The sequence below is a fragment of the Pseudomonadota bacterium genome (assembly GCA_018817425.1).
Classification (GTDB): Bacteria; Desulfobacterota; Desulfobacteria; order Desulfobacterales; family RPRI01; genus RPRI01.
On the sequence record JAHITX010000069.1, the window covers coordinates 40522 to 60595 of the forward strand.

Below are 20074 nucleotides of genomic sequence, written 5' to 3' on the forward strand. Positions count from 1 at the left end.
TTATGTAATAGCCTTCTGTAATCTTTTAAAAAGCGATTCTATCATCATTTCAGCTTCCCTGATTTCTTTATCCGATTTAAAAGATGAACCGAGTTCCCTGAAAATCATATCAAAACTGGAAATAGGAGAGCGGGTGCTGATTCTGGAATAATCAACTTTCTTTTTTGCATAAAGCTTGTCTTTAAAAAAATAATTGGCAGGTGTGTCAGATGCCGGCCTGAATGGCCAGGATAGTTTAAGATTTATAAATTCTCTTATTGCATCGACAAAGCACTGATTATTTCTGATATCTTCTTCAATAATTTTTCTTTTGATGAGTTTTTCTGCCTCGGATAAAAAAGCGTTTATAAGTATGCTTTCGGTTATGATAAGTCCATAAGAGTACCAGTCCATAGAAGCACAGCGGATTATTTGTTTGAAATTATCGGGAACTATAGTGTATGTCGGGCAAAAGTAAATATTACAAGTCATACTGCCATAGTAGCTAAGCCCCCGGTAATCAATTCCATTGTTTCCTTCTGCCGCAGGGTGCAGAAGACATCCAACACGTGTTTTGTTTTTTCCGATAAATCCGATATACGGGCAATGATAAAATTCAGGAAACGGTCTTTGTTTCTTTTCCGCTGCCAGTATATTTTCACCAAATTCAATAATAGCATCAATTTCGCGTGCAATTTTTAAGAATGCTTCAGTTCTGTCCGAAAGCATTTTGCTGAGTTTTTCAAAAGACAGATCGGCAATATTATATAATCCGCAACATGCACCGCAGGAAATATTCTCATTTACCTGGCAAAGATAAACACCGCCAGGCGCAGTTTTGTCCATAGAATTAATTGTAACCATCCGGTTCCTTTTAATGTATATTTAACAAAATATAATTGTTATTATCTTAATTATTAGTTCAAATACAAGGTTTCTGTTATTTTATTTTGCTGAATAAACAATACACAGATGCAGACTTTTATAAGGGGGAATTTGGAGTGGTAGGTTTTCTTTATAAAGAGAGAATTCGCATGGATTTACTTTTGTTAAATCGGGTTGATCATATTAATCTCAAATCCGGTTAATCTGAATTTTGGAGCTATTCATATATTGACATGCTTATATCAAAGTGATAAATGAATAAATCTTGTCGGGGCGTGGCGCAGACTGGTAGCGCACTTGAATGGGGTTCAAGGGGTCGGAGGTTCAAATCCTCTCGCCCCGACCAGAATGAAACAAAAAGGGTTGAGGGCTTTTCGCAATCCTTTTTTTTGCTATAGTGTGCAACCCATTTCGCAAAACTGAACATTGTTAAAGAATTCAAAATTACTACATTAAAGCCTGACTTCCATCTATACTGGAAATGATGTCAGGTAACAGTATTTTTAGAATCCCAACCGGCAGAGAGCTCGAAAATGCAAAATTTGCAGCTTCATTTCCCGAGACATAGACACTTATAGTTCCAAAATGACGGTCACCTATCAAAAAAACAAATATAGCGGTCCTGTTTAAGACTTTTGAAGATATCAGATTGCCCCCCGGACCAAAGGTTTTGTACCTATGATCACCGGTTCCTGTTTTTCCGCCGATTATCAAGGTATTCCCTTCGGATGAAACGGCTGCATTTTTCAAACGTGAAGCTGTTCCCTGCTCAACTACATCTTGCAGCGCCTTTTTTACGATCAGAGCAGTTTCAGGTGCTATGATCTGCTTTCCATTCACCGGCGAAAGAGTCATGAGGGTTTCGTAAGGAGTGTCTTTTCCGAAACAAAAAGAACTGATTCGTTTCCTTGGGTAATAAATACCGTCATTCAAAATAATACCTATAAGCTCTGCCAGAGCAGCTGGACGGTCTCCCGAACTTCCTATGGAACTGGCGTAAGATGGGATTAGGTAGTCAAAGGGATAACCCAGACGTTTCCATTCGCGATGGATATCCTGGAATGCTTCCAGTTCAACTATAGTCCGAATCCTTTTATATTGTTTATGAGGATTTTTCGTTTTGTACAGCCAGCTATATACCTCATGGCGTTTATCTGTGCTCTGTTGAATTACTTCTTCTTTTGTTGCTTTGGGATTATTCTGAAGAAAACTCACCAGCCAGAGTTCCAGCGGATGGACATGTGTAATATAGCCGATATCCGCCAGGGAGAAATTACCCGGTTTATATCTGGTATAAAGTGTGTTGATATACTTACTCGTAAGATGGGAACCCGGAAGATGATTGCTGATAAAGGTTTCAAATTCATCTACCGAAGCTTCAGGTTTTAATAATCTAAAGGCTGCAGCCAGGCGATGGGGTATTGGGTAAATCTTCATATACAACAGTTCATTCAATTCATCAGGAGTTTTTCCCTGGTATTTGTTATAGAAGCGCCTTATAAACTGAATGCTTTCTTTGTTGACAAACTGGGATAGTAAACGACTTCTATCCGTATCACTTATTTTTTCAATGGATCGTGGTGTGATGCCGTATCGTTGGTAAACATGGTAATAAACGATATCTCTCATCATTCTGATAAATACGAGATTGACGGAGCGCTGGAATGCTTCACGCACCGATATCACCTTGAAGTTATCTTCCTTATTGAAATTGGCAAATGTATGCAAGCCGCCACCTGTAAAGAACCGTTCTCCTACACCTGCTGAATATGTCCTGTTCATGGCTGCATATAAAAGGGCATACAGAGATTTATCACTGGCCGTTGATAGAAAATCCATTGTCCACCGTGTCAAAGGATCAAGGCCCGGATCAGAGGATAACAGTTTAAGGTCGGCGTAAGGTAAATTTTGATACTGTTCGTGGAGCTTGTCTATAATATCCAAATAATGAACCAGAACGCGCAATTTGGCTGAGGAACCCATATCCAGCTTCATCTGTTCGTCCATGTTAAAGGAACCGTCAAAATTATTGGTTTGCACTCTAAGCATATTTCCTACCGGTGTTCGTTCATACAAACTTAAACTGTAGATTATTTTCGATGGGTCGCCTTTTTCAAGAAGATGGGGGCCTTTGAGCCCGGCTTTTATAATGTTTGACGGATCTTTTAGGCTATAAAGCACCTCGGTTATTTTATGTTGAAGATCTGCGTCTATTCCTGTTTTGACATCCAGGTCGAGACGATCTATGTCATATAGCCTTTCCATACCTAAAGTTGTCATCAGTTTTGACCGGATGAAATTGGTGGCTTTTTTTTGGGGGATTTCCATGGAATACAGTAGAGCCCCCTTTTTTTGAAAATTCAGTTTTGTTGAGATTGCCGCGTCTCGAATTTTGGGGGAAAGCACTCCTTCTTTTTCCAAAAGCCTGCAGTAAGTGTTTGCCAGTTCTTCAAGATCATTCCTGTGGGTGATCAGATAGGCCGAAGGACGTCGCTGGGATAGAAAAAGACTTAATACTGCTTTAAGAGCGCTTCCGATCTCAGCCGCCTTATCGGGAGGAATATCTTTTTTGCGGGCATCAAACAGCAGGTGGTTGACGGTTTTATAATCCAGCCCATACCATGCCCACAGGCCGTCTCCCAGTCCAAGCACTTCGCCGAAGCCGGGAGCCGCAGAAAGGGGTATGGAGTTAACATAATCAAGCAAAATTCGTTTGCGGGTTTGGGAGGTCTTTTCTCCGAAATAATAGGTCCGTAATGTTGAAGAAGAGATTTGTCTGATTTTATCTCTTGCTGAGTTTGTGATTCCCCTTGGTGAATGCCTGAATTTTTCTATCTGAGTGGAAAGAGTGCTGCCACCTGCCACATTGCGATTATTATCAAATATAGATAGGACAGCTTCGGATATGGACTTGAAAAGGCGTTCCCATTCGATGGAAGGATTTTGATATTGAGACTCCGTATCCAAAAGGTGGCGATTTTCTATAAACAGAAGCATGTCGGCCACTACAGGAGGGATTGATTTGAAATCAGGGTAAATACGCTCCGGGAATTTTTGAAATGATAATTGTTTGTCATGCCGGTCCAGAAGACAGATGCCGTTCTGGACTTTTTCCCTGTAGATAGCAAACAGCCCCATATCAACGCATCTCAATAAAGTAGGAGACCATTTAGCCTGTTTGGCGACGGTATATCCTTCTCCACTCATTTTAACTATCCATTCGGGAATTCTGGAATATCCCAGACGAATATCGTATGGTCCGAATTTTGGGAAACGAATATCCTTACTTTCTCCGTTTTCCAGTTCATAGGTACATTTTTTTGCAATATGCGAGAAAAGCAGCGACTGCATCCGCGAAGTTTTAATGTCCCTTACAAAAAGTTCGATACCCAGGCTGATCAAAAAGAATAACAATATATATATTAATATTCTTGAGGGGGTAAATTTTATTTTGGATAATAAATGCTGAATCATATTATTCCTATGAAGTAATCTTTTCCGCCATATTCAGCAAACGTTCATGATCGAAAAGGCCTTTGATGAGGTTTTTCGGTATTCCGTCAAGACCGACCTGTGCACCTACCAAAGCCCCGGTTAGGGCGGCACGTGCCATGTTATTCCCCCCGCCGTTTAGTGCTGACATAACGGCTTTATAAAAATCATTTTCAAAACGTGAGGCCAAATAATATGCAGCAGGCAGCATAAATCCCAAGGTGCAGGCCAGGCCGAAAAGACGGCAGACCGCCAGAGCAGGCTCAATTTTAATAGCCGGATCATTTGCCGCTTTATATGACCAGGAAGGCTGAAGCAGAGCATCATTGAATGATACTGCTCTTTTTCTATTATGGTGATCCGGCACTTCAATTACCGTGTGAATATTTTCCTTGGAGGCTTTTTTGAAAATAATTTTTGAAACATCTCCCAGATTGTTACCTTCAATAAGGCAGCTTATAATTAAACCGAAAGCAGCCGATTGACCTGCAATGAAAGGGTCGCGGTGAGTCAGCAAAACATTTGATCGTAAGGTATTCATAAGGCTTTTAATATCTCTGTAATAGTGGGCAGCCAAAACAGGTGTCCTGATTGCGGCTTCGGCTGTGTCTCCAAAGCTACCGGCTTCTGACCAATCCAGCTCATTTTTTTGCCTGGAAACCCACACATTACGCATGACTTTATCTGTGTATCTACCGCTTGAAGGAGTGCCGTCCAGTGTTTTAAGAAGATCATCGAGTCTGTTTGTAAAATCCGATTCCACATATTCACCGCAGTCTGATACTGACTCAAGCAGCATTGTTACCACCTGGCCGGTTTGAGAGTTTTCACCTGCTTTAAGGCCTGCATGGTATCTGTTTGCTTTCGGTTCAGTATAATTGTCGATCCATTCCCCGTAATCTTTCTTTAACTGGTCAAGATCGTAATACCAGTGAGGGCCGACTCCAAGCGCATCACCGATCAGAGTGCCCATTACTGCGCCCATTGCCCGATTTTGATTATCATCCATATCTTTCATCCTTATGTATGCAGGTTTTTGTTTTTTCTATATTATACACACTGCCTTTATGAACAATTTACTGCTAATATATTACGGATACAAGAGAATATTCTAAGTATTTTTTATGGATTAAAGTTTTGTTTTTATTGATAGCTTTCCGGAAGATATGCGTCTGACATTTTCGTGAAAACAATAAATTGACAACATAAATCGTGTTAATGGATTAAAAAATCAAAATTAAAAAATGGGCTAAAGATGAGGCTGTTAGTATTTTGGATAAATATTTCTACGGCACATAGACTTTGCAAATAGAATACGGACTTTTATTTCAGACTCAACAATTAATGATGAGCTTCCTAAAAGAGGTAGGGAAAATTGACCCCCCTTCAATAAAAACTCTGATAATGAGATTGAAGGATATAATTATTTCCTTACCAGTTTACTTTCCCCAGATCCCGGCTTTAACCATGCGTTGAATGAGTGCCTTACGCCGTATATTCAGCCATAAATGTTCCCAACTCTTGTTGGAAAAGCTCTCTGCTTGAATAAAGAGAATGAGCCTCAGAAAGGTCAACAAGAGCGCGGCATGCATCGTCATAGGACAAGCCTGATCCCCTCTCAACATTCTGCCGGACAGTTTTCCATGCTTTGGGGAAATTTCCGGACAGGATTTTTAGATGCGCTTCTCTTTCTTTGCGGCGCTTCATCTCACGCTGTTTCTGTTCGAGTTCTTCCTGCTCAATGCGTATCTTTTTAGCTGATTCGGCATTAATATCATTTTGTGAAGTCTCTCCGGCCTGAATTGCCGGGCTGCCGATGCCCGCACCAGCCAAAAGATCCTCATCTACCTCCAGGAACTCAGCAAGCGCTTTTTGAGCTGTGGTCAATTCTCCCAGACCTTTTATGGACATGGGCTCTAAATCATCATCTTCTGCCATTTCTTCCGTTACGGCTGACAGCCAGCCGATATAAAGACTGCGGCAATCCCCACGTAGAAGCTCATCGCGTATCGGAGCAAGGCGCACCATCCATTCCCTGCCGTCATCCATCCCAAAACGGTCGTAGTTTTCGGATTCCTCCAGACCCCATGTAATGATCAAATGGTTTTTGGTAGCCGTAAAATCCGGGATATATGTCTCCGACATTTGTTTCTTCCGATGTCAACGGCCGGTCTATTGCTAAAAACTCGTAGTATTGATATTCACTCATTGTTCTAATGTCGCGTAGTTGTTGCATGAAATGCAACAGATATCGATGTGTCTATTTCGATTATTTATTCCAGAGCCTTACCATGAAAAGCTCTTCGTCTTCGATTAAATCCGGTAATGTTCCATTATGTTTTTGCATCTCTTTGACGATTTTCCTGGGCACTCCCATGCCCATATGTTCAAGGTAACCGTAGTCCCTCATAACATCTTTAAGCAATTGATTACGGGCTGCACGACAACCTGTTATCATGCGCTGTGGCGTGATCCCGTTGGGAAGACGACCTGGGGAAATCACCTCCAAGCGATCCTCATAGATAGACAACTCTACCGTAGTACCGGACAACAGGTAATCTCGGTGCACCAGCGCATTGACGATTGTCTCCCTTACTGCCTCTTCCGGATATGTCCATTTCTGTTCACGTCTCGCGCCGTCAGCAAGTGTGGCGGTAACCCCGGAATTTCTCCTTACGAATTCAACTGCCTGTTCAACAAGACCATTTTCAACAATGCCTTCAACCCCAAACAGGGCCGTCATCGGGCCGCGAATAGAAAGACGCTCTTTTGCGGCATAATCTTTTTCCTTGCCGGGATAGGCGGCCGCATCAATTCCAGCCTGAGGTAAAAAACGATTTGGATTGGCGCAAAACAGTAATAAACCCGCAACCGTGGCTGGTTTCCTATCGTCATCTTCAATCAGAAATTCCGTATTCACAAGGAGAGTACGCCATTGATGTTTGTTATTCTCCAGCCACTGTGACTTCTTATGTTCGAAAACCTGTTCCCACTTGCTTTTATCGCCTTCATTTCGTGCCTGCTCACGAGCTTTGGCTTCCTCTTGAGCCAACCATTCGTTTGATGGCTTTTCTGGCGGAACAGCTTGCTGGCGTATTCGTTGAAAATAATCACGCAGGCGTCGATCGTCGAAATCTTCCATGGATGAGCCGGACACGCCGCGTACTTCCAAACGAAATGCACCACGCTGTTGGAATAACCGCTCCAACTCTTCGGCACTGGCTTCACGGCTCTGAGTGCCCACACGAATATAGTAAGTTCTATGGTTGTTATGCCAGACATGATGGACCGCCCATCCGCGGTCAACCTGAACAACTGCCACATCCTTGCCTGGGTCCACATCGCGGATGACTTCATAATAAGGGATAATCTCAGGGCGTATCTTATCCCTGCAAGTGGTCATTACCCACTCCTCCAGGCGATCCCTGGTTATCCCAACCACGCTGCAATCATCATCAATACCCAGGAGCACCCGTCCACCCTGTAGATTTGCAAATGCGACCAGTTCTTTAGCTAATTTTTCTGTTTTTTCTGTATCCCGCTTGAACTCAACACCTGAGTTCTCTAGATTTTTTATAAGCTCCAACAGCTCTGTCTTTGTCATATCCTTATCCCTCAGAACCCATATTTTAAACGGCGCATCTCAAAAGCGTCCTTGCCTCCTTCGAGGATTTCTTCAACCATTTCGCGGACCGCCTTTGTGTCGATGGAGCCCATATGCTCTTTCGATAGTTTGGCTTTGCCCTGATCGGCCTCACCATAGGCGGTCAACCCCAAAATTAATTCGGCGTCCCCTAAAACAGGAATGTTGGCATTATGGGTGGCAAAAATAAATTGCCGACGGCGTTTTTCTTCGCGCATTTTTGGAACGATGCCATCAGAAATGAACCGGTTATCAAGGTCATCTTCAGGCTGATCCACAACCAAAGGTGCATTCGATTCAAGCAATAAAAGAAGGAGAACCGCTGTCGCCTTCTGGCCTGTAGAAAGATCCTCGAGGGACTGCCACATGGGGGGCTGATCGTCTGCGGCAACATTCAATTTAATGGTTGTGGTTGGCGGCAATTCCAACTCTTCGATTTGCATGATAACATCTGGTTTTGCTTGGGTAATGCGTTCGGCTTGACTGGCAGGAATGCCGAATTGCCGGGAAAGGACATCCTTGCCCGTCCTACATACCGAAGTAAAAACCGGCAATGAAAAATCATCGATTTTCGTCAAAGTCTCAATTGCTTCGGACAATCGTCCGCCAATCTGATCACGCAGGAGTTGAAACAACGGCTCCCGGTTGCCGCCCGCAGTCACATCGACCAAAACACGGCCATCAAGCTTCTTGCTGACTTTTTTCGCGGCACGCTCGAAATTTCGGAACTCCTCGGCCTTGACATCCTCCCATTCTGAGAGCAGGTTGCGTCGCTCAGCATCATACGCCTGCATATCGCGCATCAACAAGGTCTGCCTTTCCTTCAGCGGGCGCAGCTCTTCAATTTGTCGTCGCAGGCGGATGAATTCTTCCCCATCAATTTTGGATTTCTGCAGGTCACGCAATATGGTCTCGTAAGCTTTCATGACCTCGGTTTTCCGATCATCACAACGCTTACGTATTTCGCCGAAGCCGGTCTGACTCCTTTTAATAGCTTGGTTCATTTCAACAGTAAATCGCGTTATATCTGCTGTTAATTGATTCAAAATTCTGGCTGCACCGCTCAAGATATCCTTTCCAGGCAGGTTTTCGAGAGCTTTTTCAGAAAGGAACGCACAATCGATGGGTAGTAAACTGTTGAACTGGCTGAGTAACTCTATGAAGGGGACTATTCGCTCCTCAGCGGTCTTTAGCACCCGTTCTTCCCGTACAAGAAGGCTTTGCTCCTTCAACTTTTCCTCAAGCCCGGCATCTTGAAACCGACGCAAAGTTTCTTCAAGAGCCGGCAGGGCAGCCAAATGTTCTTCAATTTGGGTAAGCTCTTTTTGCGTTTCAAGCAAGCGCGTGCGCGAACGCTCCAATTGCCGGTGCGCACTGCTTTTTCGTTTTGCGATGTATAGATTATGTTCAACAAAACGGTCCAGAAGCCTGGTGAGTTTATCCCGGCTTTTCGTTAATTCTGAAATCTCATGCTGCCCGTATATTTCGGTCTGGGGAACTATATCCGCAGGCGTCAGATTGAGCACGTTGCCGGTCTCGTCTTTGACAACTGGCGGATTGGGAATCGTCCGTTCAATGAGGTACTGGCGATTATCCGGGTGATAAGATCGGATCAGCATGGATACCTTTGTGCCGCTTTTCAGGACCTGGCGGATAATGCCGCTATGTGATTTTTGTGCTTCTTCGCCTATGGGGTTCATGCCGAGAACATAACGGATGCTTTCGACGATGGTGGATTTGCCGGTTCCACGTCCGCCAATGAGCACATTCAGGTTCTCGTTTAAATGAATGGCCGCACCATCCAGAAAGCCACCCTGCCAAGTTATAGCGATAAACTCGGTATGTTCTTCCGGTGATGGGTCGCTGGCCAGGCGTATCCTTGAGATCGGATCAAGAAAGGCTTGTCTCAATCCCTCTATCGTAACGTTTGACATTTTAATCCAGCAGGAAGCTCCGGGTTTTTCCAAATCCTCCGGACCCGATACATCCTGAGCGTTGATTACTGCAACTGGCCTATCGCGACGGTAGTCCGGATTTTTATTTTGTAAGATCGGCCGGACGCTGTCGGGTGCATCATCGACCGGCCCAGGCAAGGCGCAAGCTAATAGATGAGGACATGTCCAGGCATTTACCCTTGGCTGCCCGGAAAGCCGATACAAAAGCCCCCCTTCGCTAGCGACATGGGCCGCGATACAAATACTTCCCCAGCATTCGTGGGATTCCTTCAAGAACTCAGTGGCATCGTATTTTCCTGCCGGTGAGGCGGCTTCATCGTCATGGATACCACAGTCTCCAAGAATTCTCTCCATAGAATGGATATCCTTGGTGGGGTCAAACAAACAGAGCAGATGCACTCCATCCTTGCTTACTGCTTCGAATCCGGGGAACACAATAATCCCCGCTGCTTGGGCCGCCTGTAGGAGTGAGTGTGACGACCGAACGCGATAGTGATCGGTAATTCCGAGGACTTCAATACCGATTCTCTGGCATGTTTCCACTATTGCTTTATTGTAATCCTCTTCATTGCTGAATTCAGTTGTTTTATTGTGGCGAACGAGATATTCATATGGATTCACCTGAAGTGCGCAATGATAGAAACGAGCGCCGGAAGGTAAGTTTTGGGCATTTATGATTGCTTCTGTATAACTCATTTTATTTACCAACCCTTATAGCGCTATGCTAAAACCAGCTTTGGACGAATCTGATCGGGAACTTCAACGCCATTAGCGATGAATTGAATCAGACAATCCTCATATCGCAAAACATCCGGACCGGACTTTTCCAGTTTCTTCTGAATAGCCAGCTTATTCAAATCGCGGGAATTATCTTTTGATTGTGACGTACTTTATATCATCAGAGAGAACTAAATCAAGAAAATTATAAATCACTAAGTCTTCTATTAGGTTGGGTAAAGTTATTTTTTAGGCCTCACCGATTAATAAAAATCAGCACATACGTTAAATATAACTAATAAATATAATATCCCATACAATATGTATTCAGATTATGTTAACGCCCAAAAGCGATTACACAGTTATATTTTAAGGATGTTATGCATATATCCTTTTCAATCATGAAGATTTGTGTTAGAAAGCTAATTTATTATGGCACATACAATATGCATAGCGAATCAAAAAGGCGGGGTCGGCAAAACTACAACTGCAGTTAATCTTGCGGCATCGCTTGCTATTTCGGAGAAAAGGACGCTTATTGTTGATTGTGACCCTCAGGGTAATGCTACTACAGGGTTAGGTATCGACAAAACCGCTAATAAAGGCAATCTATATCATGGTATGCTTGGTGAATCGGATTTGGGAAGTATCCTTGCTGACACGGAGATTGAATACTTAAAAGCAATTCCATCAAATATCGAACTTATAGGTTTCGAGGTGGAAATGATGTCGCATGACGGCCGGGAATTGGCTTTGAAAAATCTTCTTTCAAAAGCATTCGATATGTTTGAATATATAATTCTTGATTGCCCGCCATCATTGAGTCTCTTAACGGTTAATGCGCTTACGGCTTCAAATTATCTTCTGGTTCCGCTCCAGTGTGAATTTTATGCTCTTGAAGGTCTGGGGCAGCTTTTACAGACAGTAAAACATATAAAAAGAAGTTTAAATCCTGAGCTTAAAATTGCGGGTATACTTCTTACCATGTATGATAAGAGGACTAACCTGTCTGTGCAGGTTGCTGAAGATGCAGCAAAATATTTTAAAAATCTTATATTTAAAACTATAGTTCCCAGAAATGTCCGGCTTGGAGAAGCACCGAGTTTCGGAAAACCTATAATGCTTTATGATGCTGCTTCTATTGGTGCAAAAAGCTATATCAGCCTTGCGCAAGAGATAATGAACATGGCGGGAGATGGATTTTCTTCTTCTGCCGATTAATATAATTTAACTGATTTCACCCTCATCTTTGGTCGGGGTTTATACGCCCATGGCCAGTTGACGGACTTTTTTCTAAAGCCGTCAGATTTGAATATCTGGAGATTATGATGACTAAGGATCCTGGATCGAAACTGAAGAAAAAGATTGCTCTTGGGAAGGGCCTTGGCGCCCTGATACCCGGAATTGATTCTGACTATGATAATAAAGAATCGGGAAAGCACATAGCTATCGATATAGGGCTTATAATACCCAGTCAATATCAGCCCAGGGTTCATTTTTCTGAAAACGAGCTTTTAGAGCTTGCTCAATCTATCAAAGAAAAAGGAATTATTCAGCCTCTTCTTGTAAGAAAAAGTTCCGGAGGTTTCGAATTGATAGCCGGTGAAAGAAGGCTTAGGGCGGCAAAAATAGCCGGCTTGGCCCAGGTTCCGGTTATAGTAAAAAATGTTTCCGATACAGAGATGCTTGAAATATCAATTATTGAAAATATACAGCGTGAAAACCTAAACTCTATAGAAGAAGCCGAAGCTTATCACCGCCTGATGACCGAATTTGATCTGACACAGGAAGAGGCTGCAAAACGTGTTGGAAAAAGCAGACCTGCTGTAGCCAATATCTTACGGCTTCGCCAATTGCCCCATCAGATTAAAGAGAGTATATCAGAAGGAATAATCAGCATGGGTCATGCAAGAGCACTGCTTGGAGCTGAAACGCCTGCGCTTCAGAATGCTGCATGGAGAAATGTGATTTCAAAAGGACTTTCTGTAAGGGAAACCGAAAATCTTATAAAGCGCTTGAAAACCGATAAAAGTAAAAAGAAAACAACTGACAAATCTTCTGACGACATATATTTTTCAAGTCTTGAAAATGAACTTTCCACCCATTTCGGAACAAAAGTTGCAATAAAACGGCAGGGCAAAAAAGGAAAAGTAGAGATTGAGTTCTACAGCAACGAAGACCTTGATAATCTGATAAGCCTCCTTAAGCAAAAATACTAATAGCAATTGTATTATAATTAGAAATAATCCACTATCAAAATCCATATGTAACTATGTCTCTTCATATAATAATTGACGGGTATAATTTGATTCGCCAATCATCTTTTTTGAGTTCTCTTGACCGCAAAGATATCGGGCTTGGTAGAAATGCTTTGATAGACATGCTTGCTGCCTATAAAAAAATAAAACCTCACAAAGTAATAGTGGTTTTTGATGGGGCAAATGCGCCCATGTTTTCATCCCAAAGAGACAGGTTAAAAGGGATAGACATCAGGTATTCTAAATATCCCGATTCTGCTGATACGGTAATAAAAAAGATGGCGACCGTACATAGGGAACAAGCTTTAATAGTAAGTTCGGATACGGATATTATCAAATATGCCGAATCAAAAGGGGTGGCAACTATAAGTTCTCCTTTATTTGAAACTAAGATCAAGATGGCTTCAGACTTTAATAATATGGATGATTCCGAAGTTGAAGAAAGGCAATGGCAACCTACCACTAAAAAAAAGGGGCCGGGCAGAAAGCTTTCCAAGAAAAAGAGACGAAACATTATTAAATCAAATAAGCTTTGAAAATCATAAAAAATACTTGTAATCTAAGATTCAGCGTTTGTTGAATTGGGAACTTAAATTTATGGAAGGTAACTTGTATGCTTAATTTTCTTTTTAAAAAAGAACGGCAGGTAGAATTATTGATTTATGAATATCTTGATACTTTCAAGTTAATTTATGAGAGTTTTTCACAAGCGATGAATTTTTGTTTTTTAGATGAAATAAGCTGTGAAAATTTTGATTTTTATATAAAACAAACTCATAGGTATGAAAATAAAATAACCGACATAAGCGATGAGATAAACAGTACATTGTATGCCAAGGCCCTTATTCCTGATTCCAGAGGAGATATAATGGCTCTTTTGTCCGAATTCGATATTATCTCAAGACTGTTTAAAGATATTCTTCATATGATGCAAGTCCAAAAAATTGTTGTCCCAAGTTTTATTATTTCCGATACCAGAGAGCTTGTCAAAATTAGTGTTGAGTGTTGTGAACTTCTTAACAGACAGTCCATAGCATTTTTTACAAACACCAATGGAATAAGAGAACTTCTTGGCTTAATTGATACTAATGAAAGCCATTGTGATAACATTGAAAGAAGGATAATTTCAATGATCATTGATTCCGATTTAGAGTGGTTTGAAAAACTTCAGCTAAAAGAGCTTATAGAAAAAATTGGCAATATATCAGATGGGACCGAACGTGTATCAAAACGTATAAACATATTCAGTCTCAAGAGGCGAATATAAATGCTTTCCCTTCTTGGCGGAGTGTTTATGGGTTGGGCGCTTGGTGCCAATGATGCTGCAAATGTTTTCGGAACTGCTGTTTCCTCTAAAATGGTCAGATTCCGGACAGCGGCAATTCTTGCTTCTATATTTGTCGTTTTAGGGGCTGTCATATCGGGGCGTGCCGGGATTGAAACGATTCAAGGTCTTACATCTTTTAGTTTGGAGCAGGCCGTAATATCTTCTGTTGCGGCAGCTCTTACGGTATCTATCATGACTGCTTTTAGTTTGCCTATTTCCACATCTCAAGCCGTTGTCGGATCAATCATAGGTATAGGAATATTAAACAGGCAGGTTAATTTTGACGGAATGGGCAAGGTAGTTGCCTGCTGGTTCGGAACCCCAATTGGGTGTGCAATTATTGCGATTATTCTCTACAAGTTATTGGCAATTATTTACAATAAATTTAAGCCGAACATGTTTGAATCCGATTCAATAATCAGGGCAGGAATGCTAATTGCCGGCTCATTTGGGGCATATGCTCTGGGTGCTAATAATGTTGCAAATGTAACTGCTGTTTTTGTGGGTGCAGGCAAGCTGAGCGTTTTTCAGGCAGCTCTGATAGGAGGTTTGAGCATTGCTTTTGGTATAATTACATACAGCAGAAAACTTATGGAAAATATAGGCAAGAAATTGGTAAAACTTGATCCTTTTTCAGCCCTGATAGTACTTCTTTCTGTAGGATTAACCGTCCAGATTTATTCTTTTGTAGGAGTGCCTGTTTCTTCATCTCAGGCTATTATCGGCGGAGTACTTGGCGTTGGAGTTATAAGGGGTGTGAATGCCATAAAACGTAAAATGCTTTTTAATATATTGATCGGATGGTTTTTAACACCTTTTGTTTCATGCTTTTTTGCGCTGGCTATAAATTTTGTAATCCACCTTCAATATATACCCCACCAATAACAAGAGTGGCAAGTAGTATTAAAAAAGATAGCAAAACGGCAGGGAGGTTTTGCCGCAGGCGTATATGTAATACGCCTGGGACAGAACCTTTGATGCCAACGCAGCTATAATTTGAATGCATCCTGGTATCAGGCAACCTGTGATAGCTGAACAATATCATCAGCTTGAAGTATTTTATCAATGTCTAAAAGAATAATAATTCCTTCTTTTGTTTTTGCAATTCCGAGAATGTTATTGTTGTTTGTGTTTGAGCCAAATTGCGGGCAGTCTTCCGTTTCGTCTTCCTTGATATCTGAAACTTCCCAAACAGTATCAACAACCAAACCCATAAGAGTTGAGCCGGTAAGCCCTGAAACTTCCACTACTATTATGCAGGTCCGGTCATTATATTTAAGTGGTTCCATGGCGAATTTCAATCGCATATCTATTACTGGAATAACTTTTCCTCTTAGATTAATAACCCCTTTTATAAATTCCGGCATCTGCGGAATGGGTCGAATCGGTAGCATGCCTATAATTTCCCTTACATCAAGTATTCCCAAACCGTATGTTTCATCCGATATTCCGAAACTTAAATATTTGCCTTCGCGTGATGCTTTTACTTTAAGATCTTCAATTGTTTGTATATTGTTTTCTCTTTTTCCAGTTATTATAGAGGAATTATCCGATTCTTTCATGTGTTTTATGGGAGATGCTAAACGTATGCCGGCAGGAGCATCTTTGTAAGCTATGTCTGCAAATCTTTTATCAACAAAGGTGTTAAGATCTATGCTACGGCCTATGCCCATGTTGTTTGTCATATAATTTTGGATGGTTTCAAGATCTTCTATTACAGGATAAAGATTGTCGGTTTTTATTCCTTTTGGATCAGTCAACACGCTCTTTAATAGATCTTTTTGTAAGCCCATTTGTCCTTCGGGATCTAAAAAAGATACTGCTATTTCGGATGCTTCATCAGGGTTTTGTCCGATAAACCTGCCTGCTTCGGTAAGTAAATTGCAGAATTCCTGAACAGCATCAGGGTGTTTGTTTATGAACTCATCCCTGAATACAGCAACACAACAAGGATGGTTTTCCCATATTTCGCTTGATACAAACTGCTTTTCCGCTATGCCGGCAGTGATTGCTCTGGACCCTATTGGCTCAGCAACCATAAAACCACAGCTTTCAGGATTTTCACCTAAAAATTCCGGCATTTTAACAGGGGGTATAACATCAAACAAAACATTGACGGCTTCTTTGCCCGGAATGCCAGGCTTTAAACCCATCTGTGTAAAATACATATGGGCTAACATATTATGAACGGACATTTTATGGGGGATAAAAAATGTTTTGTGTTTAAAAAACTGTTGATAGGGTTTGCGGTAATTTTTTGATTTGCTGCGGACAAATATACTGCCGTTTCGATGTGCAAACATCACAAGCTTTATTGGCGTTCCGTAGTTATATAAATCCATTGCTATCGGGGCCAGAATAAAGGCAGCATCGATTTCATCCTGTTCCAGCGCCGACTGAACTGGATTCCAGCCGGGCATGCATAAAGTCTCAAGATTAAAATGATCAGCCTTGCTTTTTCCCTTTTCAAGCATATGTTTCATAACACCAAGAGTAAGGTGATCTGTGATCTGAATATGTGCGATTCTTAAAAGAACCTTTCCATCCTTATCAAGCGTTATTCCGCTATCAGTCTTTTTAGGCTTTTTCTTATCTATGCCAAAGGCTTTTTCGATTTGATATTTAAGATCTTCAGGCGTAAAAGGTTTTGCCACTACCCCGTTAGCGCCTGCCTGCATTGCTTTTTCAACATATTCCTTATCGCCCTGTCCGGTTGCCATGATCATGGGCGTATTATTATAGGTCTCATGTGATCTTAACCATGTGAGCAGTTCATAGCCATCTTTGTTGGGCATGGCCCAGTCGCTTATAATCAGTTGAATATTTGTTTCCGATTCAATTTTTTTAATAGCATCGTCTCCATCTACCGCTTCAATGATATTTTCAAAACTTAATTGTTTAAGAATTTTAACTTCCATTTTACGCATAGTAGATGCATCTTCTACGAGCAAAATCTTGATCTTTGGATCGACTGCCATTTATTTTTTCCTCCTAAAATTAAACTATAAAAAAAATATATGAAATACGGTTTAAAAGGGGTTGTCAATGCTACTTAATTAAAAGAAATTTGCAAAAAACGAACCATTTTAAAATATATGCAAATTTATAATAGAAATATCGGCAATAATTGAAAAATATTTATCTATTTCATTAATCCAAATCATTTTTTTGCTTTTAAGCATTATAAAGTGTCATATTATTGACAGATATAGGGGGGTGTTTATGACGCTATGCTATCTGATTCAAGAATATTTATGAATGCTTGCAAAAACAAAATAGTATGTTTTAATATAATACAAAAAGGAGTCCCTATGAAAATTTATGATCTTTATACAGATAGCGGAGGCACACTACTTGCCGATGGCAAGAAACTCAGCAAGGATGATATTTGTGTTGAAGCTATTGGATCGATGGATGAAGTTAATTCATTTCTTGGTCTTATCTATGCACAACTTAAAGATGAAGATCTTAAAGCAATGATAGATAACATTCAACGAAATTTGTGCCGGATTAATTCCGTTTTGGGAAATGCTCATGTTGGATTTGAAAAACCAAGGGTTTACGCTATAGAAGAAATGATAAAAAAACTTGAAGCGGATCTTGGTTCTATAAGTAATTTTATCTTATCCGGTTCAGGTTTGCTTTCAGCTCATATTCAATTTGCCAGAGCTTTGGTGCGAACAGCCGAGCGCCGCGTTGGAGCTTTAAAGGTTGAAAATGAAAATATTATTCCGTTTTTAAATAGGCTTTCTGATGTGCTTTTTCAAATGGCTCGCACCGTTGACCAGAGGGAAGAGCTATCTGAAAGGCCATGGAAAGGTGAGTAGGGAGGCTTAGGCATATTATGCAGTAGTCCTTTTTATTTGCTTATTCCCAGGTGGTTCCAACCGGAGATCTTTCCTAAAGACAATTAAAGAAAATTCCAAAAAATTTATTGACAAAAAGTATGTAAACTTATAATTTGCAAAACTTGATATAAACCTTTACGTGATATTATATTTATAGTGCTGCTTATAAGGTTTTTATAGTGAGCGGGAATAACTCAGTGGTAGAGTGCGACCTTGCCAAGGTCGAAGTCGCGGGTTCAAATCCCGTTTCCCGCTCCATTTTTTTGGCGGCATAGCCAAGTGGTAAGGCAGCGGTCTGCAAAACCGTTATTCTCCAGTTCAAATCTGGATGCCGCCTCCAAAAAAACATTAAGGGCCTGTAATTCTTGCAGGCCCTTTTTTATTAATATTAGCGCCTCTCATTTTGTGTTCCGGTTAATAATCAAATTCGTATCAGGATAATAGATATTATTGTCAAAAGAATTCCCAAAAGTCCAACTGGCTTTATTTTCTCATTATATATAAATGCTGAAAGTACAATAGCGATTACGAAATGCATTCCTACAATGGCTGAAATAAGAGATAATGGTCCGCGTTCCAGGGCATATAAATATGCATAAAACCCTGCAAAATTAAACCCGCCCATAACTACACCAAGACCCAGTGCGGCTGATCGTTTATTCATGGCCTTTTCGTAGGACAATGCCCGGGTTATTCCCAAAGAGCCGATCATCCCTATCAGATACGACAGAGCCATAAAGGCGAGTTTGTCCGCATGCATGGCCGCAAATTTGGATGAAATGCTTGCTGTGGCACCGGCCAGCAGAGCCAGAAAGATAAACACTGCTCCCTGCTTTCGGCGTTCTGCTTTTATAGTATCTGCTCCCAACTGAGTTGTAAGCACAATCATGGCAGCAATAGCTAAAAGCAGTCCAAGACCCTGGAGAAGAGAAATCTGTTCCCTGAAATAGAAAATTGAAAAGGCAACTACTCCTACCACGTTTAAACGGATGATGCTGTATGCAATATTTGCCGGGATATATTTGAGTGCTTCAATATGGGAAACGGTGGCAACAAGAAAAGCTATGCTATTAATAAGGGATACGGCTAACAGGAAACCAAGATTGAGTTCATGGTACTGCCGGAAAAAGTATGTTCCGGCGCTCAACAGCGTGACTGTCGCCATGAAGGAAAAGGTTACCCATTCGGTAGGATATTTTCTTTCTGCTGCAACCTTGTAAAAAAAGCGCTGAATTCCCATTAACAAAAGTGCGAGTAATGCTGGAAAATACCATGAAGTCATGTGTTATCTCTTATAAGCCATACTTATTTCTTTTAAACTGCTGTTTTAAAACCGTCCTCACCTTCCGGGGGTTAAACTAATGCCGGCCCCTCTGGAGTCGGATTTTTACTTTCCATTACGGCTTTCTAATAAGCCTAATTTTCGCATTTTACTTCTAAGCGTATTAGGATTTACATTGAGAAGTTCGGCTGCGCCCCCCTGTCCGTTTATTTTACCGCCTGTTTGTTTTAATACTTTCTTTATATGTGATGATACTATCTCTTCCAATTCCAAAGTTTCGTTTTTAACATCAGATGATATAATCTTTTCCGAACCCGATTGCGGTAATATAATTTTTACGATCTCTTTGAGGTATGAAAATATTTTTTCTTCCGCATTATTTTCTTTACTGTAAACCGGTTGATGAAGTATATCAGGTTCTTTTTTTTGAAATAAGGTATCTTCGAAAGCAAGCGGGCCGGAAATGTTTTGTCCCTGATATTGGATTAAAATACGTTCTATATAATTTTCCAGTTCACGTACATTTCCCGGCCAGCTGTTAGCCTTGAGCTGATCAATAGCTCCGGGTCCAATTGCAGGCGGTGGAGATATGTTCTTTTCAGTGGATTTTCGTTTGATAAAATAATATACCAGCTCGGCAATATCATTTCTTCTTTCACGCAAAGGAGGTATTTTTATCGGATAAACA

General features: G+C 41.1%; 15 protein-coding genes, 3 tRNA genes and 1 pseudogene. 9 read left to right on the top strand and 10 right to left on the bottom strand.

Going from position 1 to position 20074, the window contains the following annotated elements:
• On the bottom strand, positions 1–843 hold the full coding sequence (locus tag KKC46_12165) for a hypothetical protein (protein ID MBU1054563.1): 843 nt from the start codon (positions 841–843) through the stop codon (positions 1–3).
• Positions 844–1133: 290 nt separating this feature from the next.
• On the opposite strand from KKC46_12165, the gene KKC46_12170 reads away from it, so the two are divergent.
• Positions 1134–1210 (top strand) — tRNA-Pro (locus KKC46_12170).
• A gap of 101 nt (positions 1211–1311) precedes the next feature.
• On the opposite strand, the gene KKC46_12175 is transcribed toward KKC46_12170, so the two are convergent.
• The 6 genes and pseudogenes from KKC46_12175 to KKC46_12200 form a co-directional block, all read right to left on the bottom strand.
• Positions 1312–4338, bottom strand: coding sequence for a transglycosylase domain-containing protein (locus KKC46_12175; protein ID MBU1054564.1), 3027 nt, complete (start codon positions 4336–4338; stop codon positions 1312–1314).
• 7 nt (positions 4339–4345) lie between these two features.
• Positions 4346–5374, bottom strand: a complete 1029-nt coding sequence (locus tag KKC46_12180; GenBank protein ID MBU1054565.1) for an ADP-ribosylglycohydrolase family protein — start codon at positions 5372–5374, stop codon at positions 4346–4348.
• A 421-nt stretch (positions 5375–5795) separates the two neighbouring features.
• Positions 5796–6565 (bottom strand): annotated as a pseudogene (locus tag KKC46_12185) (hypothetical protein).
• Positions 6566–6625: 60 nt separating this feature from the next.
• On the bottom strand, positions 6626–7960 hold the full coding sequence (locus KKC46_12190) for a putative DNA binding domain-containing protein (protein ID MBU1054566.1): 1335 nt from the start codon (positions 7958–7960) through the stop codon (positions 6626–6628).
• Between the two features lie 11 nt (positions 7961–7971).
• The gene (locus KKC46_12195) at positions 7972–10650 is read right to left on the bottom strand and encodes a phosphoesterase (protein ID MBU1054567.1); all 2679 of its coding nucleotides are present in this window, start codon (positions 10648–10650) and stop codon (positions 7972–7974) included.
• 23 nt (positions 10651–10673) lie between these two features.
• Positions 10674–10811 carry a hypothetical protein gene (locus tag KKC46_12200; protein MBU1054568.1) on the bottom strand — a complete coding sequence of 46 codons (138 nt, stop codon included), beginning with the start codon at positions 10809–10811 and terminating at the stop codon, positions 10674–10676.
• A gap of 292 nt (positions 10812–11103) precedes the next feature.
• Here KKC46_12200 and KKC46_12205 point away from each other — a divergent pair, with 292 nt between their 5' ends.
• The 5 genes from KKC46_12205 to KKC46_12225 all read left to right on the top strand — a co-directional run bounded on the left by KKC46_12205 (position 11104) and on the right by KKC46_12225 (position 15141).
• Positions 11104–11892, top strand: coding sequence for an AAA family ATPase (locus KKC46_12205; GenBank protein MBU1054569.1), 789 nt, complete (start codon positions 11104–11106; stop codon positions 11890–11892).
• Between the two features lie 107 nt (positions 11893–11999).
• Positions 12000–12890, top strand: coding sequence for a ParB/RepB/Spo0J family partition protein (locus tag KKC46_12210; GenBank protein ID MBU1054570.1), 891 nt, complete (start codon positions 12000–12002; stop codon positions 12888–12890).
• An 86-nt stretch (positions 12891–12976) separates the two neighbouring features.
• On the top strand, positions 12977–13465 hold the full coding sequence (locus tag KKC46_12215) for an NYN domain-containing protein (protein MBU1054571.1): 489 nt from the start codon (positions 12977–12979) through the stop codon (positions 13463–13465).
• 77 nt (positions 13466–13542) lie between these two features.
• Positions 13543–14196, top strand: a complete 654-nt coding sequence (locus tag KKC46_12220; protein ID MBU1054572.1) for a DUF47 family protein — start codon at positions 13543–13545, stop codon at positions 14194–14196.
• Positions 14197–15141, top strand: coding sequence for an inorganic phosphate transporter family protein (locus tag KKC46_12225; protein MBU1054573.1), 945 nt, complete (start codon positions 14197–14199; stop codon positions 15139–15141).
• A 128-nt stretch (positions 15142–15269) separates the two neighbouring features.
• Here KKC46_12225 and KKC46_12230 read toward each other — a convergent pair whose 3' ends face one another.
• Positions 15270–17234, bottom strand: a complete 1965-nt coding sequence (locus tag KKC46_12230; GenBank protein ID MBU1054574.1) for a chemotaxis protein CheW — start codon at positions 17232–17234, stop codon at positions 15270–15272.
• Positions 17235–17567: 333 nt separating this feature from the next.
• Between KKC46_12230 and KKC46_12235 the strand changes: the two genes are divergently transcribed.
• The 3 genes from KKC46_12235 to KKC46_12245 all read left to right on the top strand — a co-directional run bounded on the left by KKC46_12235 (position 17568) and on the right by KKC46_12245 (position 18444).
• Positions 17568–18083: a cob(I)yrinic acid a,c-diamide adenosyltransferase gene (locus KKC46_12235; protein MBU1054575.1), complete on the top strand. Its 516-nt coding sequence runs from the start codon at positions 17568–17570 to the stop codon at positions 18081–18083.
• A 204-nt stretch (positions 18084–18287) separates the two neighbouring features.
• Positions 18288–18362: transfer RNA gene (locus tag KKC46_12240), tRNA-Gly, on the top strand.
• 7 nt (positions 18363–18369) lie between these two features.
• Positions 18370–18444: transfer RNA gene (locus KKC46_12245), tRNA-Cys, on the top strand.
• An 81-nt stretch (positions 18445–18525) separates the two neighbouring features.
• Here the strand turns inward: KKC46_12245 and KKC46_12250 are convergent.
• Entirely contained in the window at positions 18526–19386 is an 861-nt protein-coding gene (locus KKC46_12250; GenBank protein MBU1054576.1) for an EamA family transporter, read from the bottom strand.
• 105 nt (positions 19387–19491) lie between these two features.
• On the bottom strand, positions 19492–20074 hold a 583-nt coding region (locus KKC46_12255), incomplete at its 5' end, for a hypothetical protein (protein MBU1054577.1).